This window comes from Bradyrhizobium sp. SZCCHNRI3052, assembly GCF_032484895.1.
Lineage (GTDB): Bacteria > Pseudomonadota > Alphaproteobacteria > Rhizobiales > Xanthobacteraceae > Bradyrhizobium.
This window is the reverse complement of sequence record NZ_JAUETW010000003.1, coordinates 457,829-472,892: the sequence shown is the minus strand read 5'-3', so window position 1 is coordinate 472,892 and position 15,064 is coordinate 457,829. Positions and strand designations below refer to the sequence as shown.

Sequence of the window (15,064 nt, the reverse complement as noted above, 5' to 3'; positions counted from 1 at the left end):
ATCCCCGACCATCGGTCGGCAGCGATCGTCATCCGTTGATGCATGTCAAGCGGGCCACATCATCACGCGGCCAGCGCGCTGATGCCCATCAGACCGCGGTCGCGATCACATACACCAGCACGGCTGCGCCGAGGCAGCGGCGCCAGGGGTTGACGCCGCGCAGGAGTTCGTCGAACGCCCAGACGAAGAGACTGGCTTTGACCAGACAATCCAGATTGGCGCCTGTCTGACCCGGCGGATGCCAGACCCAGCCGACGAGGCTGCCCGCCAGCACGATCCAAAGAGCGGGGTTCGGCATCTGGGCGATCGTGATCTCGCCGGTCGCGCGATTGCGGAAGAACCAGTTCAGGAATCGCGACATCGGACCACCCGCGTTGGTCGTGACATGGTCATGCGCCCTCCCGAGGACGACACCCGCCAGGATATTCGTGCCCGCTTAACGGGGGAGATGCATCATGGTTGCCGGTAGCAGCGACGCGCAGATGTGCAGATGTATTGCCCCCGCACGATGGAATGCAGCGCCACCGGCATATTCACGGGCGCCACCGTTTTGCTAGTCCGCGCGTGACTGCGCGAGGAAGAACCGCAGCATCTCCCGCGTCGCATCCGGTCCTTTCGGATCGGTGTAGGATCCGGCCGGACTGCCGCCGGACCAGGCGTGAGCGGCACCGTGGATGGTCCAGTGCTCCGACGTCACCTTCCCGCTCGGCTCGGTCAGAATCGTCCGCGTATAGGCATGGCCACCAGGCACCCGCCCGTGCACGACCGACGATGTCCCGCGCATGGCGCCGGTCGCCTGCGCAACGACCCGGTCGCCGTTGGCGGGATGCACGGTCGTGTCGCGATCGCCATGGAAGACGATCGTCGGCACAGCCGATCTCCGATCCGCCGTGTGGCCGGCGCCTTGGCGCATCGCCATCAACGCCGAGGGAAGATCGCGCGCGGCCCCGCAGGCGAGACCGGAATGGACGCCCGCCGCGGCGTAGAGATCGGGATAGGTCGCGGCCATGATGGCGGCCGTGGCGCCTCCGGCCGACAGGCCGGCGACATAGACGCGCCTGGGATCTACAGCATGGTCGCGCATCACCTGGCGGGTGATGCCCGCGATCAGCGACGGCTCGCCGCCCTCGCGCTGCTGGTCGCCGGTGCGAAACCAGTTCCAGCATTTCGACTGATTGGCACCGCTCGGCTGCTCCGGATAGACGACGAGGCAGCTCTGCTCCTCGCCCAGGAAGTTCATCCGTGTGCCGGCCGCGAAATCGTCCGCCGACTGTGTGCAGCCATGCAGCATGACGACGAGCGGAAGCTGACGGCCCTCGGCCCTGCTGGGGATCAACAGCTTGTAGCTCCGGCGTCCCGCCGCATTGCCGAAGCTGGCCTGGACGAATCTTGCACCTTCGGGGGTGGTGTCGCGCGCCGAAGGCGCGCGCAGATGCGGACCTCGCAGGCCGAAGCCCGGCAGCTCGCCGAGATCTTCGCGCCGGACGGGTCGCTGGCGCGCCTGAGCGGGCTTGGCTTGCCATGGTTTGGCTTGCGATGGCTTGTGCGATGGCTTGGCCTGCATGGCGCGCGCTTGCGCCGGGGCAACCTTCGCGGACGGCCGGTCGCGCTCACTGACGCGCGTCGCCTGTCCCTCGATGGTCGGGGGCGCGAGCCGCGCCGGCGCTGATCGCACTGGATCCGCCGCTGCCGCCGGTGCGCTGTCGCCGCGCAGCATACGTTGCAGCAACGCCGTGGCCTCGCCCAACTGGCCGGCCCGCGTCAGGCGCGTCGCTTCGCGCATGATCTCTGGGTTCAGCATCGCGCTACCTCATTCTGTCGGCGAGAGCGGCCTTGACCGCGGGGGTGGCATGGAGTGCGCCCAGCACGGAGACCGAGGCGACGGTGGCGCGGGCCAGCTCGGGCGTCACATCGGCGGCGATGGTGGCAAGCCCAAGCACGTTGATTTGCAGCATCTGCCCTGCCCGCTGCGCCGCTTCGAGATCGGCGCGGCTGTAATGCCGCAAGCCGAGGTCCAGGCTGTTGCGCACCGTCGACTGCCTGACCACGTCGGCGTGCCGGTCGAGCTGGTTGCGGATCGCCGTGCGGATGAAATCGGTGCGGTTGGAATAGAACCCTTCCCGCACCATCAGATCGACCTGACCGAGATCGACGTAGCCGAGATTGACGGTGATCTTCTCGGTGTCCGGGACTTTCCCGCGGAGTGGGTGGACGTTGTCGGGCACAGCGGCATCCAATTCCACCATCCACCGGGATGGTGCATGGATGGCATATGGATGCCCACCGTTGACATTCAAGGCGCAAGCGCAATGTTCCGCCAGGGAACCGGTGATGCCGCGAGCTTCCTGTCGATCCTATCGCCTGCCAGCGCGGCCCGGCTCGATGCAGCAACCGAGGAAAGGGCCGGTCCAACATCGGAGGGGCAAGATAGAGCGTGCAGTCGCCACTGCCCCACCGCCGCGCACGCCGTCGTTAGTGTAGTGCACAGTAACCCCGGGGCCGTAACCCTGGTCATCGTCGAAGGCGGACGATCCAGTACGCCGAGGTTTTTCGGTTCGGTATCTTCTGCAGCAGAATACTGGATGCTCCGCTTTTGGCGGAGCATGACAGCATTGGAGACGGCGAGAGCTCATCCCACGGCCAATTGCCGATTCTCAGGAAATGCTCGTCTCGTTCGCCCCAAGCACCAAGACTCACCGGGGCGGCATCTTCTCGAATTTCGGCAGCGCCGGATCGAGGTGATCCCAGGCGTATCCGGCTGATGTCCACGACACCAGTTGCGGCTTGTAGCGGCCGGGGTCGTCGAGGCTGGCCGGCGGGACGATGAACACCTCGGGCATCGCGGGAAATGTCAGGTGAACGTGCGAGCCGCAGGTCGGACAGAACGCGCGCCGCTTGACGGTGCCGCCGTCGCCTGTGGTCTGCCAATGCGACACCTCGCCTTCGACCCTCACCTCCGCCGCGACGAAGGTCAGGTGCGATTGATGCCCGGTGCCGCTGTCGCGCTGGCATTGCCGACATTGGCAGTCCAGCATCACGGCCGGCTCGCCCGTGATCTCGTAACGCACCGCGCCGCAGGCGCAGCCGCCGGCATAGGACTTCGTCATGTCGCTCTCCTGCTTGTTTCAATGCGGCCGCTGCGATGACGCCTGTTCGGCGGCGATCTGATCGAGCTTCTTGACGACCGTCTTCCAGCCCTCGCCCATCTTGCGATAGGCGGTGTCATTGGTCGGCAGCACGAAGCCGGAATGCACCAGGCGAAGGCGCGTGCCCGTGTCCGCCTTGGAAAGACTGAAGGTGACCACCGTCTCCAGCTTCGCGCCGTAGCCGACATTGCTGTCGTGGCCGCCCTTCCACGCGTAGGACAGCCGCTCGTTCGGCACGACCTCCAGCACCTCGCAGTGAATGGTGCCATCCCATTGGCCGGCCGGCGTCGTTTGAAAGGTGAACCGATTGCCGATGATCGGCTCAAAGCCCTTGGGCGCCATCAGCCAGCGGCCGATCAGCTCGCCGTTGGTCAAGGCTTTCCAGATGATCTCCGGCGCATGCGGAAAGATGTTCTCGACGACAATGGCCCGCGTATCCGCGTTCACGGCTTGGTTCATGGATCGATGTCCTTCAGCAGGTTTCTCAGATTGGCAAAGCGGTCGCGCCAGAACGCGCCGTAATGGCTCATCCAGTCGGCCAGCGGCTCCAGGCCGCGTGGCTCCGCGCGGTAATAGACCTTGCGGCCCTCGGGGCGCTCGCAGACCAGGCCGGCCTGTTTCAAGGATTTCAGATGCTGGGAGATCGCGCCCTGCGTGACGGTGCTGCCGCGGGTGAGTTCGACGACGGTGATCTCGTCGGCCTCGACGATGCGCTCGAACACCGCACGCCGCGTCGGATCGGCCAGCGCGCGCATGACGGCAGTGATGGGTTCAGGCTGGATCATGGAAAAACAATAGCAATCACTAATCAATTAGTCAATGCTAATATTATTGGAAAGACCGCCTGGCATTTCGCCATGGCAAGGGGAGCCAACCTCACGGCTAAATCGCCCACTCGAAAATCCGAATTTTTGTTCTTCCGTTTTTCAGAATTTGATGCTATGGTGTCGCGTCCCGCCTCGATTGAGGGGCGTTTCGCGATCGTCACGAACGTTGGGTGCGGGATGCGGTGGGCGTGTCGGGTTGCAGCATGAGCAATCATGCCGACGAACGATCCGATGCGCACGGCGAAATCGTGTGGTCCTGGCATCCCGGTGCTGATGCCAAGCCGGCGCTGCAAGTACGACGAGCGCGCTGGCGACGGGGGCAAGAAAGCCGATCCCCGGGGAGATCACGTATAAGCCGTTCAAACCATTGCGCGGGGAAGGCCGGGATGATCCGGCCCGTACCTGTGGTTCCTGCCGCCTGCATTTTTTTCGCAGGCGGGCCATGGGTGCGACCGGCACCCGGCCTTTCCCGCGCCCTCATTCTGAAGAGGGCGATCAGACGAGCAACACTCGGACGCGGAAGCGGGCGCGAGGATGAGAGCACATGTTTCAGCGTCATTCATGTTTCAGCGTCATTGCGAGGAGCGCAGCGACGAAGCAATCCAGAGTCGTCGCGAGACTCTGGATTGCTTCGCTCGGCATGACGCCTCCATCTCCACTGTCGTCCCGGGCAAGCTGCGGCAACGCGTCAGCGTTGGCGCGGCGCCGCCCCCGGGACCATACTCCGCAGCGGTCGTGTGACGCACGCTGGAGCGTCCAGCTCGCACGCCCAACCCCGCCGGTGGTTATGGATCCCGGCGTTCGCCGGATGACACTGAGATTTTGACAGCCACCGTGGCCCCAATGCGCAGCTTTGAACCTTCGCCCCCGCTGCCCGAACACACCCAAGCGCCTCATTCCCGCCAAATCCCGCAGAAAAACCGACTGAATCCGCCTCCCCGATCCGGTAGACTCGCCGCGTGACCCATCGCCCTACGATTCTCGTCTTCGACTCAGGCCTCGGCGGCCTGTCCGTGCTGCGCGAGGTGGTGCGGGCGCGGCCCGATGCCCACTACGTCTATGTCGCCGACGACGCGTTCTTTCCGTACGGCCATCACAGCGAGGCGGCGCTGATCGCCCGCGTGGTGCCGCTGATGGGCGAGTTGATCGCCGCGCACGAGCCGGACCTCGTCGTGATCGCCTGCAACACCGCCTCGGTGCAGACGCTGGCGCCGCTGCGCGCGGCCTACGCGACGCCGTTCGTCGGCACCGTGCCGGCGATCAAGCCGGCCTGCGCGCAATCCCTGACGAAGCGCGTCTCCGTGCTCGGCACCAAGGCGACGGTGCAGCGCGAATACACCCACGCCCTCATCCGCGACTTCGCGCGGGGCTGCGCCGTCACGCTGGTCGGCTCGCCGGAACTCGCGTCACTGGCGGAGGCCGCGCTCAGCGGAACCCAGGTCAGCGACGCGGCCATTGCCGCCGAGATCGCGCCTTGCTTCGTGGGCGACGCCGCCGATCCCGCGGGCCGGACCGACACCGTCGTGCTCGCCTGCACGCATTATCCGCTGCTGCTCGACCGGCTCGAACGCCTGGCGCCCTGGCCGGTGACCTGGATAGATCCCGCGCCCGCCATCGCGCGCCGTGTCGTCGACCTGCTGGGCCCCTCGGCCGGCGGCCCCGACAATGGCGGCGCCACCATGATCTTCACCTCGAACAAGCCACATCAGCTCGGCCGCGCGCTCACGCCCTATTTCGGCGGCCGCGTCCCGGCCTGACGGAGACCGCCGATGGCCGCAGCGCCCAAACCGCTCAACCGCCTCAAGCAGGCCTGGCGCGACAAGCGGCCGACCTTCGGCGCCATCGCCACCATCCCGAGCATCCAGACCGTGCGCATCATGGCGCAGTCGCTCGACTGGATCATCGTCGACCTCGAGCACGGGCCGATCGATCTCTCCACCGCGCACGCGATGATCACGGCCACCGCAGGCACGCCCTGCGTGCCGCTGGTGCGCATCGCCGCCAACGAGCCGCATCTCGCCAAGGCGCCGATGGACCTCGGCGCCCTCGGCATCAACTTCCCGATGATTTCCAGCCGCACTGATGCCGAGAAGGCGGTCCGCAGCGTGCGCTACCCGCCCCAGGGCGACCGCCTGTGGGGTCCGTTCCACGCCCCCTTCCGCTGGAACGTGTCGATGGCCGACTACATGGCCACCGCCGACGACGACATGATCTGCATGGTGACGATCGAGCATGTCGAGGCGGTCGAGCGGATCGACGAGATCATGGCCACGCCCGGCATCGACATCGCGGTGATCGGCCCGGGCGATCTCGCCACCTCGATCAACAAGCGCGGCCAGCTCGATGATCCCGAAGTGAAATCCCTGATCGCCCGCGCCGAGGCCGGCATCCTCAGATCAGGCGTGCCGATCGGCGGCGCCGCGCGCTCGGCCGATCAGGCCAATGCGATGATCGCGCGCGGTTACGTGGCGCTGGCGCTCGGCTTCGACTGGTCCTTGTTCCAGCGCGGCATCGCCGCGAGCTTCGAGGGGATCAAGCGCTGATTCGCGCCGTTTCGAGCCGCGCTTCATGTTTCAAACGAAAAACAACTTTGGGGGAGAAGACCATGAGGAAGAAGACGATTTTCGGTCTGTCGCCGGCCGTCCTCGGGGTCTAAGGCCAAGCCGCTCGCCTCGCCGGCGCCCTCGAACGGCGCTTCCGTAACCCGGCCTGCGGTGTTAACAGCAGCCGCCGCCGGGGAGCCGGATCAGGCCAAGCAGAACGAACGGGAGCGACAGGTCCAGGATGCGCGGAACCACCAGGCCGATTTCGCTGCACCGCCGTCTGATCATCGATCTGATGCTCGCCTCCCGTGGTGTGCCGTTCGTCTCGCTGGCCCGCACGATCCAGATCGGCCCGATGCTCGAGGCCCGCGCCGCGGCCGTCCGCCCGCCCGGTTTCGCCGCGATCTTCGTCAAGGCGTTCGCCCTGGTTGCCCGCGACGAACCGGTGCTGCGCACGCTCTACACCGGGTGGCCGCGGCGCTGCCTCTACGAGCTGCCGCGCAGCGTCGCCACCGTCACCATTGCCCGGGTCGAGAATGGCGAGGATTGCGTGCTGCCGCAGCGCGTCTCCGGGCCGGAGGCCATGTCGCTGGCCGAGATCGACGCGGTGATCCGGCAGGGCAAGGAGGCGCCGGTCGGGGACGTCGCCATGTTCCGCAAGATCATGCGGGCGACCCGGCTGCCGTTGCCACTGCGCCGGTTCGCCTGGTGGGTCGGGCTGAATTTCGGCCGCCAGCGCGCCAACTGGTTCGGCAATTTCTCCGTCACCAGCGTCGCGGCCTGCGGCGGCGGCCAGCTCCTCGCCCTGAGCCCGGGACCGTTCATCATCAATTACGACGTCGTCGGGCCGGACCAGACGATTCCCATCCTGATCCGCTGGGATCACCGGGTTACCGACGGTGCCATGATCGCCAGGACGGCGATCCGGCTCGAGCAGATGCTGAATGGGGAGATCGCGGCCGAGCTGCGGGGCCGCCCGGTTCCCGGGCGCGGGCCGGCGGACGCTGACCTGGGATGCGAGGCGGCGCGGCAGAAAATGACCATCCTGAGGGGGCCGAAAGGGTGATTTGTCGGCAAAAGCGGCGGTTGCGGTTTGACAAACCGGCGCTTTCTCGCCTAAGACCCCCCTGCTCGCGGGCCGCTTTCGGCCCGCGTTGCGTTTCGCGACCCGTGGCCTTCTCCCTTCATGCTTTGGGGATGGGCCTGTCGGTGGGCCGGATTTCCGGACACACAGGAGGGCGCGTTTCCTCAAACCCTAACTTGATCGAAGAGGACGCGATGACTAAGCGCAGTGAGGCGAAGTACAAGATCGATCGCCGCATGGGCCAGAACATCTGGGGCCGCCCGAAGAGCCCCGTCAACCGCCGCGAATACGGCCCCGGCCAGCACGGCCAGCGCCGCAAGGGCAAGCTCTCGGACTTCGGCGTGCAGCTGCGCGCCAAGCAGAAGCTGAAGGGCTACTACGCCAACATCTCCGAGCGCCAGTTCCACGGCATCTATGTCGAGGCCGGCCGTCTCAAGGGCGACACCGGCGAGAACCTGATCGGCATTCTCGAGCGCCGTCTCGACACCGTCGTGTTCCGCGCCAAGTTCGTCTCGACCATGTTCGCGGCGCGCCAGTTCATCAACCACGGCCACATCAAGGTGAACGGCCGCAAGGTCAACATCGCGAGCTACCAAGTCAAGCCGGGCGACGTGATCGAGGTCAAGGAAGCCTCCAAGCAGCTCGCCGTGGTGCTGGAAGCGACCCAGCTCGCCGAGCGTGACGTGCCCGACTACATCGAGGCCGATCACTCCAAGATGACCGCGAAGTTCATCCGCATCCCCGCGCTGTCGGACGTGCCGTTCGCGGTGCAGATGGAGCCGCATCTGATCGTCGAGTTCTACTCGCGCTGAGCTTGACCGGACCGCGGTCCGGTCCCATCTGATAATCCGAAGGCCCTGGCATGCGCCGGGGCCTTTGCTTTTTGGGCTTCTTTTCGGATGGGGCGAACCGATTCCCGAATGCCACACCTGCCACGAATTCGCCCCAACCTGGGCTGACAGCTACTCCGTCCCGTGATTCACTGTCTGCAGTTGTAAAGTAGCGGGGCGTTCGCCATGGAGTTCAACAGGCGCAATATCATCTTCGGTGCGTTGCCGACCGGTGCGGTCGGTGCCCCGCCTCTGCCGCCGTTGCGGGTGCCGCCGCTCAGCGCTCCGCCGTTACGCGCACGGACCTCCGGCGTCCGCTACCGCTTCAACGACGGCCTCTATCCCTCGACGGTCTTCGACCTCCTGGAACGCTCCTGCTGGCACGTCCAGTCCGATGCGACAGCCCATGTGATCCGCCATGTCGGGACCGGGCTCACCTTTGCCGACGCGCAGCTTCGCCACGATCCCTACGCGCTCGAGCTCCTCCACTGTTTCGACGATTCGCGCGAGCTCGCCGACGAATGGCACACCATGCTGGTCGGCTGGGCCGCGGTGAACATGGGCTGGAACATCAAGCGGCAACAGCCTGGCGCAGCGCTGCTTCTTTCACCGTCGCGACAGAGCCCGATGGACTCCTGGGTGTTCGACTGCACCGAGGCGCCGCCGCTGGTCGCCGAGCCGATCGAGAGCAAGCCGTTGCGGCGGCCGGACATCTGGCTCAACCCGCCGCGCGCGGCGTAATCGAGGAGGCGTTTTGCGGGGGCGATGCGAGTTGGGTAAGGTCCGGGTCGTGATAAGCCGAACGAGGACCGCCGATGTATTACACCCCGCCCGCGCGTGATCCCAAGGCGCCGCCCGTGCGCGTCAATCTGTTGTCGGACACGCAGACCCGCCCGACAGCCGCGATGCGCGAGGCCATCGCGCGGGCCGAGGTCGGCGACGAGCAGATCGGCGACGATCCGACCGTGCATGAATTGTGCGGCCGCGTCGCCGCGCTGCTCGGCAAGGAGGCCGCGGTGCTGATGCCGTCGGGCACGATGTGCAATGTCGCGGCAACGCTGGTGCATTGCCGCCCAGGCGACGAGATCCTGGCACACGAGACCGCGCACATCATCTCGCGCGAGGGCGGCGCGCATGCGGCGCTCGGCGGTTTCCAGGTGACGCAGCTGAAGGGGCCCGACGGGCAGTTCACGCCGGAGACGTTCCGCGCCGCGCTGCATCCGCGCTCGCGCTACCAGCCGCCGCAGACCGTCGTCAGTGTCGAGCAGACCGCCAATATCGGCGGCGGCACGATCTGGAAGAAGGCTGCGCTCGACGAGATCGCCGAGATCGCCAAGGCGAACGGCATGGCGACGCATATGGACGGCGCAAGGCTGCTCAACGCGACGGTTGCCACCGGCATTCCCGCTGCCGAGATGACCGCGGGCTGGGATTCGGCCTGGATCGATTTCTCCAAGGGGCTGGGCGCGCCGATCGGCGGCGTGCTCGCCGGCAGTGCCGCCTTCATCGACGAGGTGTGGCGCTGGAAGCAGCGGCTCGGCGGCGCGATGCGCCAGGCCGGCGTGGTCGCCGCGGCCTGCATCCATGCGCTCGATCATCACGTCGACCGGCTCGCCGAGGATCACGCCAATGCGCGGGCGCTGGCACGCGGGCTGTCGCAGATCCAGGGTGTCGAGATCCAGGAGCCGGAGACCAATCTGGTGTTCTTCAAGCCGGACGGCGCCGGCGTGTCCGGCGAGACGATGGTGAGTGAATTGCGCAAGCGCGGCGTGCTGCTGGCGATGATGGACGGCCGCATCCGCGCCTGCACCCATCTCGACGTGACAGCCGCCATGATCGAAGAGACGATCGGCCACGTCAGGGAGATCGTACGCAGGGCATGAGGATCATCGCACGCGCGCCCGGCAGACCTAATGCCGCACAGGGCACGCCGCTGTCAGCGCGGCGATCCCTTGCGAGCGCGGCTCTCGACGGCCCGGCTCAACGCCTCATCGTGCAACTCGGCACTCGCATCGGAAAAGCAGCAGAACACGATCTGCGACAGCGACGTCTCCGCGCTGATGGTCTCGATCGAAGTGGCGACCGCTATCGATGCCGCACGATCCGCAGGGAAGCGGAAGATGCCCGTCGAGATCGCGGGGAACGCGACCGAGTCCAAACGATGCTTGTGACACAGCTCGATCGAGCGCCGGTAGCACGAGGCCAGCAGCTCCGGCTCGCCGCGGTCGCCGCCCTGCCAGACCGGGCCAACGGTGTGGATCACGTGGCGGGCCGGCAGCCGGTAGCCTTTGGTGATCTTGGCCTCGCCGGTCCTGCAGCCATGGAGCATGCGGCACTCCATGACGAGGTCCGGTCCCGCCGCACGGTGGATCGCACCGTCGACGCCTCCACCACCGAGCAGAGACGAGTTCGCGGCGTTGACGATGGCGTCAACGCCGAGCTTGGTGATGTCGGCGACGATGACCTCGAATCGGGTCGCGCCGACCTTTCGGACCGGATAGCTCAGCCGGATAGCTCAGACAGAGGCCGCCGTCCCGACCGGGATGCCCTTGTCGGTGAACAGCTGCTGCAGCTCGCCGCTCTGGAACATCTCGCGCACGATATCGCAGCCGCCGACGAACTCGCCCTTCACATAGAGCTGCGGAATCGTCGGCCAGTTCGAGAACGTCTTGATGCCGTTGCGCAGCTCGGCGGATTCGAGAACGTTGAGGCCCTTATAGCCGACGCCGACATGGTCCAGGATCTGCACGACCTGGCCGGAAAATCCGCACTGCGGAAACTGCGGCGTCCCCTTCATGAACAGGACGACGTCGTTCGACTTCACTTCATTGTCAATGAATTGCTCAATGCTCATCTTCGCTTCCTCTAGGGCGCCTCAAGGAACGCCTGGGGCTCGGTGCGCGCTGATCGCCACCGGACGGATTTCGTCCGCAGCCGACCGTCACTTCTCTATATGTAGCGCAAACCGTTGTTCAACCAAAGTAAAATGCCGAGGATCGGCCGGCGACCCAGGCCCCGGCCGGACCATAGGCTGACGGCAGCAATATTATAGCCGGCACGAGGGTTTCATCCCGTAACCAAGCCCCTATTTAGGACGAACTGTCGAAAGGAACTTGTTCCGTCGAACATCGTTTTCTGCTGGCAAACGGAGACCCTCGTGACCAGTTCTGCCTCCGCTACGGCCCCGATCCCCGTTACTGATGCGCTTCAGAGCAGGTCCGGCTCCCTCGCCGGGCGCCTGACCGAGGCGTACCTCGCCGTCCGGGGCGAGACCGAGCGGCGCGCGGCGCCGCTGAGCCCGGAGGATCAGGTCATCCAGTCGATGCCGGACGCCAGTCCTGCCAAGTGGCATCGCGCCCATACGACCTGGTTTTTCGAGCAGTTCGTGCTGGGCGAGTACTGCCCGGGATATACCCCTTTTCACGCCGATTACGCGTTCCTGTTCAATTCCTATTACGTCAGTGCCGGCCCGCGCCACACGCGGGGCGAGCGCGGCCTGATCACCCGCCCGGGCGTGGCCGACGTCACGGCATATCGGCGGCATGTCGATGCGGCGATGGTGGACTTCCTGGGCAGCGCCGATACCGCCACATTGGCCGCGGTGGCGCCGCTCGTGGAGGTCGGCCTCAACCATGAGCAGCAGCATCAGGAGCTGATGCTGACCGATATCCTGCATGCGTTCGCGCAGAACCCGACGGCCCCGGCCTACGATCCATCCTGGACCTTCCCTGCCCCCACGGAAACGGGCGAGGATTGGATTCACCTCCCCGAGGGCATCCATACCGTCGGGCACGCCGGCGATGGTTACCATTTCGACAATGAGGAGCCAGCCCATCGCGCGCTCGTCGGGCCGGTAGACATCGCGCGCAATCTCGTCACCAATGCCGAGTGGCTCGCCTTCATGGATGACGGCGGCTACCGGACCGCCACGCTCTGGCTCATGGACGGATTCGCCACCGCCAGCCGCGAGGGCTGGCAGGCTCCCGGGCATTGGTACAAGGTCGAGGGCGAATGGCGCATCATGACGCTCGGCGGACTGCGGCCGGTCGATCCCGCTGCTCCGGTGTGCCACGTCAGCTACTACGAAGCTGACGCCTTCGCGCGCTGGCGCGGCAAGCATCTGCCGACCGAGATGGAATGGGAGGTCGCCGCGCGCGGCAACCAGCTCAACGATGCCTTCGGCATTGTCTGGCAGTGGACCCGCAGCGCCTACAGTCCCTATCCCGGCTATCGTGCCATCGAGGGTGCGCTCGGCGAGTACAACGGCAAGTTCATGGTCAATCAACTGGTGCTGCGCGGCTCATCGCTCGCGACGCCGGTGGGCCACAGCCGCGTCACCTATCGCAACTTCTTCTATCCGCATCATCGCTGGCAATTCACCGGGCTCCGGCTCGCCGACTACACCTGAGCTATCAGCATTCGTTGCCCGACAGTCGCGCGTGTGTGCGCGTCCAGGAGAGTATCATGAACGTGCACGTCAACGCGCTGCTCGACGCCCATCTCCCCGACGACAAGACGTCGGCCTTTGCGACGGACGCAGTCGCAGGCCTCGCCCAGCAGCCCAAGCAGCTATCGCCGAAATATTTCTACGATGCCGCCGGATCCGATCTGTTCGAGCAGATCACGCGCCTGCCGGAGTACTATCCGACGCGGACCGAGCTCGGCATCTTGAGGGATCGCGGCGCCGAGATCGCGGCAGTCATTCCCGACGATGCCGCCCTGGTCGAGTTCGGCGCCGGCGCCACCACCAAGGTGCGGCTGCTGCTGGAAAGCTGCCGCTTCGCGGCCTACGTGCCGGTCGATATTTCCGGCGAGTTCCTGACCGCACAGGCCGACAGCCTGCGCCGCGACTTCCCGCAGCTCGCCGTGCACCCGGTCGTCGCCGACTTCACGACGGCGTTCAAACTACCTGGCGCCATCGAAGGCAAGCCGAAGGTCGGCTTCTTTCCGGGATCGACGATCGGCAATTTCGAGCCGCATGAGGCGTGCCGCTTCCTGCGCTCGGCACGCGAGATCTTGGGGACCGGCGCGCGGATGATCGTCGGCGTCGACCTGGAGAAGGACGAACGTGTGCTGCACGCCGCCTACAACGACGCGGCCGGCGTGACCGCGCGCTTCAATCTCAATCTGCTGCTGCGGATCAACCGCGAACTCGGCGGCAATTTCGACCTGTCCGCCTTCGTCCACCGCGCGATCTACAATCGCGAGCAGCACCGCATCGAGATGCATCTGGTGGCGCGGAAGCCGCAAACGGTGCGGCTACTCGGCACCACCATCTCGTTCCGGGCCGGCGAGAGCATTCACACCGAGAACAGCTACAAATACAGCATCGCGCGCTTCGGCGCGCTGGCCCGCGGATCCGGCTGGAAAGTCCAGACCGTGTGGACGGATGCCGAGAAGATGTTCTCGGTTCAGGCGCTCGTCGCCGAGGCGTGAGGCTCCGGCTTCGACCGCAACGACAGCGTCTCCCACAGCGCGACGATCGCCAGTAGCGCGCTCGTCAGCGCCGAAAGCACGAGAGGCGACAGTTCGGTCGCGAACCAGCCGAGCCCGATCAGTGCGAGCAGTCCGGCGCCGTGCGACAACTGCAGGAAGCCGCGGATGTTGAACTTGAAGAGGATGGTCCCGAGCAGAAACACGAACGGACCGCCGATCGTCGTCGCCGCCGTATTCAGGTCGGTATGCCCGAGCGGGTGCTTCAGGACGATCTCGTCCGACACCGCCGAAACGATGATGCCGGCGACAATCGGCATGTGCAAGTAGGTGTAGGCCGAGCGCGCCATCAGCCCGGATTGGGCCGACTGCGAAATCACTTCCGATCCCGCCTCAGCGCCGCGGTTGAAATACACCGCCCACATCGCCACCGTGCCGATGAAGGCGCTGGCGAAAGCGGCAATGTTGGCTCCAGTCCAGTCGAGCTCGGCAAAGGTCGCGCCGGTGACGACGATGGATTCGCCGAGCGCGATGATGATGAACAGCGCACATCGCTCCGCCATGTGGCCGCCTTCGACCATCCAGTCCTCGACGGTGGATGCACCCAGCCCGGGCACCCAGAAGCGGACGGCCGGCGACACATATTCCAGGGTGAGCGCCGCCCCCCACAGCCCCATCCGCGCCGGGCCCTCGGCAAGGCCGCCGAGCAGCCAGAGCACGGCGGAGGCACTGAGCCAGGAGAGAATGCGGCCGGCGTTGCGGCGGACGGCAGATCGCTGCGGCGGCGTCGCGGTCAGCCAGAACGCGGTCCGGCCGACCTGCATGGCGGCGTAGGCCATGGCGAACCACAGGCCGCGGTCCTCGAACGCCCGCGGGATCGACATCGACAGAACGAGGCCCGCCAGCATCAGCGCGAACAAGAGACCTCGGACCAGCGCCTTCTCGGGATCGAGCCAGTTGGTAACCCAGGCGGTGTAGACCCACACCCACCAGACCGCGAGAAACAGAACGGCCGTCTGGGCGGCGCCGAGCGGCGAGAAATGGCCGATCAGATAATGCGAGATCTGCGTGACCGCGTAGACGAAGACGAGATCGAAGAACAGCTCGACGAACGTGACCCGGCTGTGCCGGTTCGGCTCGATGACGCGAAACAGCGCACCACGCGGATTGTCCACCGCCATCTCCCCCGGATGAGCGATCT

General features: G+C 66.0%; 17 protein-coding genes. 8 read left to right on the top strand and 9 right to left on the bottom strand.

What is annotated here, in order from left to right; translation table 11 throughout:
• Positions 1-88: 88 nt before the first annotated feature.
• From QW887_RS12565 to QW887_RS12540, 6 genes are all read right to left on the bottom strand, one after another.
• Positions 89-361, bottom strand: coding sequence for a hypothetical protein (locus QW887_RS12565; RefSeq protein ID WP_315714813.1), 273 nt, complete (start codon positions 359-361; stop codon positions 89-91).
• A gap of 192 nt (positions 362-553) precedes the next feature.
• Positions 554-1,801, bottom strand: a complete 1,248-nt coding sequence (locus QW887_RS12560; RefSeq protein ID WP_315826296.1) for a PHB depolymerase family esterase — start codon at positions 1,799-1,801, stop codon at positions 554-556.
• Between the two features lie 4 nt (positions 1,802-1,805).
• Positions 1,806-2,246, bottom strand: a complete 441-nt coding sequence (locus tag QW887_RS12555) for a CopG family transcriptional regulator (protein WP_315714988.1) — start codon at positions 2,244-2,246, stop codon at positions 1,806-1,808.
• A gap of 447 nt (positions 2,247-2,693) precedes the next feature.
• Complete coding sequence (locus tag QW887_RS12550; RefSeq protein WP_315826297.1) at positions 2,694-3,107, bottom strand: GFA family protein; 414 nt, start codon at positions 3,105-3,107, stop codon at positions 2,694-2,696.
• Positions 3,108-3,125: 18 nt separating this feature from the next.
• Positions 3,126-3,605, bottom strand: a complete 480-nt coding sequence (locus QW887_RS12545; RefSeq protein ID WP_315826298.1) for an SRPBCC domain-containing protein — start codon at positions 3,603-3,605, stop codon at positions 3,126-3,128.
• On the bottom strand, positions 3,602-3,931 hold the full coding sequence (locus tag QW887_RS12540) for a metalloregulator ArsR/SmtB family transcription factor (RefSeq protein ID WP_315714817.1): 330 nt from the start codon (positions 3,929-3,931) through the stop codon (positions 3,602-3,604). Before QW887_RS12540 ends, QW887_RS12545 begins: the two co-directional genes overlap by 4 nt.
• A gap of 1,001 nt (positions 3,932-4,932) precedes the next feature.
• On the opposite strand from QW887_RS12540, the gene murI reads away from it, so the two are divergent.
• The 6 genes from murI to QW887_RS12510 all read left to right on the top strand — a co-directional run bounded on the left by murI (position 4,933) and on the right by QW887_RS12510 (position 10,313).
• Positions 4,933-5,730, top strand: coding sequence for a glutamate racemase (murI, locus tag QW887_RS12535; RefSeq protein WP_315826299.1), 798 nt, complete (start codon positions 4,933-4,935; stop codon positions 5,728-5,730).
• 12 nt (positions 5,731-5,742) lie between these two features.
• Positions 5,743-6,516 (top strand): HpcH/HpaI aldolase family protein, encoded by a 774-nt coding sequence (locus QW887_RS12530; RefSeq protein WP_315826300.1) that lies wholly within the window; start codon positions 5,743-5,745, stop codon positions 6,514-6,516.
• 241 nt (positions 6,517-6,757) lie between these two features.
• On the top strand, positions 6,758-7,582 hold the full coding sequence (locus tag QW887_RS12525) for an acyltransferase (protein ID WP_315826301.1): 825 nt from the start codon (positions 6,758-6,760) through the stop codon (positions 7,580-7,582).
• A 212-nt stretch (positions 7,583-7,794) separates the two neighbouring features.
• Positions 7,795-8,412 carry a 30S ribosomal protein S4 gene (rpsD, locus tag QW887_RS12520; protein WP_011925811.1) on the top strand — a complete coding sequence of 206 codons (618 nt, stop codon included), beginning with the start codon at positions 7,795-7,797 and terminating at the stop codon, positions 8,410-8,412.
• A 204-nt stretch (positions 8,413-8,616) separates the two neighbouring features.
• Complete coding sequence (locus tag QW887_RS12515) at positions 8,617-9,171, top strand: hypothetical protein (protein WP_316194583.1); 555 nt, start codon at positions 8,617-8,619, stop codon at positions 9,169-9,171.
• A gap of 74 nt (positions 9,172-9,245) precedes the next feature.
• Positions 9,246-10,313 (top strand): threonine aldolase family protein, encoded by a 1,068-nt coding sequence (locus QW887_RS12510; RefSeq protein ID WP_315714829.1) that lies wholly within the window; start codon positions 9,246-9,248, stop codon positions 10,311-10,313.
• Positions 10,314-10,366: 53 nt separating this feature from the next.
• Here QW887_RS12510 and QW887_RS12505 read toward each other — a convergent pair whose 3' ends face one another.
• Both QW887_RS12505 and grxD read right to left on the bottom strand, forming a co-directional pair.
• Positions 10,367-10,936, bottom strand: coding sequence for an O-acetyl-ADP-ribose deacetylase (locus QW887_RS12505; protein ID WP_315714989.1), 570 nt, complete (start codon positions 10,934-10,936; stop codon positions 10,367-10,369).
• Between the two features lie 9 nt (positions 10,937-10,945).
• Positions 10,946-11,284 carry a Grx4 family monothiol glutaredoxin gene (gene grxD, locus QW887_RS12500; protein WP_315714830.1) on the bottom strand — a complete coding sequence of 113 codons (339 nt, stop codon included), beginning with the start codon at positions 11,282-11,284 and terminating at the stop codon, positions 10,946-10,948.
• A gap of 303 nt (positions 11,285-11,587) precedes the next feature.
• Here grxD and egtB point away from each other — a divergent pair, with 303 nt between their 5' ends.
• Positions 11,588-12,838, top strand: coding sequence for an ergothioneine biosynthesis protein EgtB (gene egtB / locus QW887_RS12495; protein WP_316194582.1), 1,251 nt, complete (start codon positions 11,588-11,590; stop codon positions 12,836-12,838).
• 56 nt (positions 12,839-12,894) lie between these two features.
• A complete protein-coding gene (egtD, locus tag QW887_RS12490; RefSeq protein WP_315826306.1) occupies positions 12,895-13,866 on the top strand; it encodes an L-histidine N(alpha)-methyltransferase in 972 nt (323 codons plus the stop codon).
• Here the strand turns inward: egtD and QW887_RS12485 are convergent.
• The gene (locus QW887_RS12485) at positions 13,842-15,044 is read right to left on the bottom strand and encodes a low temperature requirement protein A (RefSeq protein ID WP_315714833.1); all 1,203 of its coding nucleotides are present in this window, start codon (positions 15,042-15,044) and stop codon (positions 13,842-13,844) included. The two genes, egtD and QW887_RS12485, sit on opposite strands and share 25 nt — an antisense overlap.
• Between the last annotated feature and the right edge of the window lie 20 nt (positions 15,045-15,064).

Excerpts from the sequence above, each read along its gene's own strand:
- QW887_RS12565 (WP_315714813.1), bottom strand. The coding sequence starts at position 361 with ATGTCGCGATTCCTGAACTGGTTCTTCCGCAATCGCGCGACCGGCGAG.
- QW887_RS12560 (WP_315826296.1), bottom strand. The coding sequence starts at position 1,801 with ATGCTGAACCCAGAGATCATGCGCGAAGCGACGCGCCTGACGCGGGCC.
- QW887_RS12555 (WP_315714988.1), bottom strand. The coding sequence starts at position 2,246 with ATGGTGGAATTGGATGCCGCTGTGCCCGACAACGTCCACCCACTCCGC.
- QW887_RS12550 (WP_315826297.1), bottom strand. The coding sequence starts at position 3,107 with ATGACGAAGTCCTATGCCGGCGGCTGCGCCTGCGGCGCGGTGCGTTAC.
- QW887_RS12545 (WP_315826298.1), bottom strand. The coding sequence starts at position 3,605 with ATGAACCAAGCCGTGAACGCGGATACGCGGGCCATTGTCGTCGAGAAC.
- QW887_RS12540 (WP_315714817.1), bottom strand. The coding sequence starts at position 3,931 with ATGATCCAGCCTGAACCCATCACTGCCGTCATGCGCGCGCTGGCCGAT.
- QW887_RS12530 (WP_315826300.1), top strand. The coding sequence starts at position 5,743 with ATGGCCGCAGCGCCCAAACCGCTCAACCGCCTCAAGCAGGCCTGGCGC.
- QW887_RS12525 (WP_315826301.1), top strand. The coding sequence starts at position 6,758 with ATGCGCGGAACCACCAGGCCGATTTCGCTGCACCGCCGTCTGATCATC.
- rpsD (WP_011925811.1), top strand. The coding sequence starts at position 7,795 with ATGACTAAGCGCAGTGAGGCGAAGTACAAGATCGATCGCCGCATGGGC.
- QW887_RS12515 (WP_316194583.1), top strand. The coding sequence starts at position 8,617 with ATGGAGTTCAACAGGCGCAATATCATCTTCGGTGCGTTGCCGACCGGT.
- QW887_RS12510 (WP_315714829.1), top strand. The coding sequence starts at position 9,246 with ATGTATTACACCCCGCCCGCGCGTGATCCCAAGGCGCCGCCCGTGCGC.
- grxD (WP_315714830.1), bottom strand. The coding sequence starts at position 11,284 with ATGAGCATTGAGCAATTCATTGACAATGAAGTGAAGTCGAACGACGTC.
- egtD (WP_315826306.1), top strand. The coding sequence starts at position 12,895 with ATGAACGTGCACGTCAACGCGCTGCTCGACGCCCATCTCCCCGACGAC.
- QW887_RS12485 (WP_315714833.1), bottom strand. The coding sequence starts at position 15,044 with ATGGCGGTGGACAATCCGCGTGGTGCGCTGTTTCGCGTCATCGAGCCG.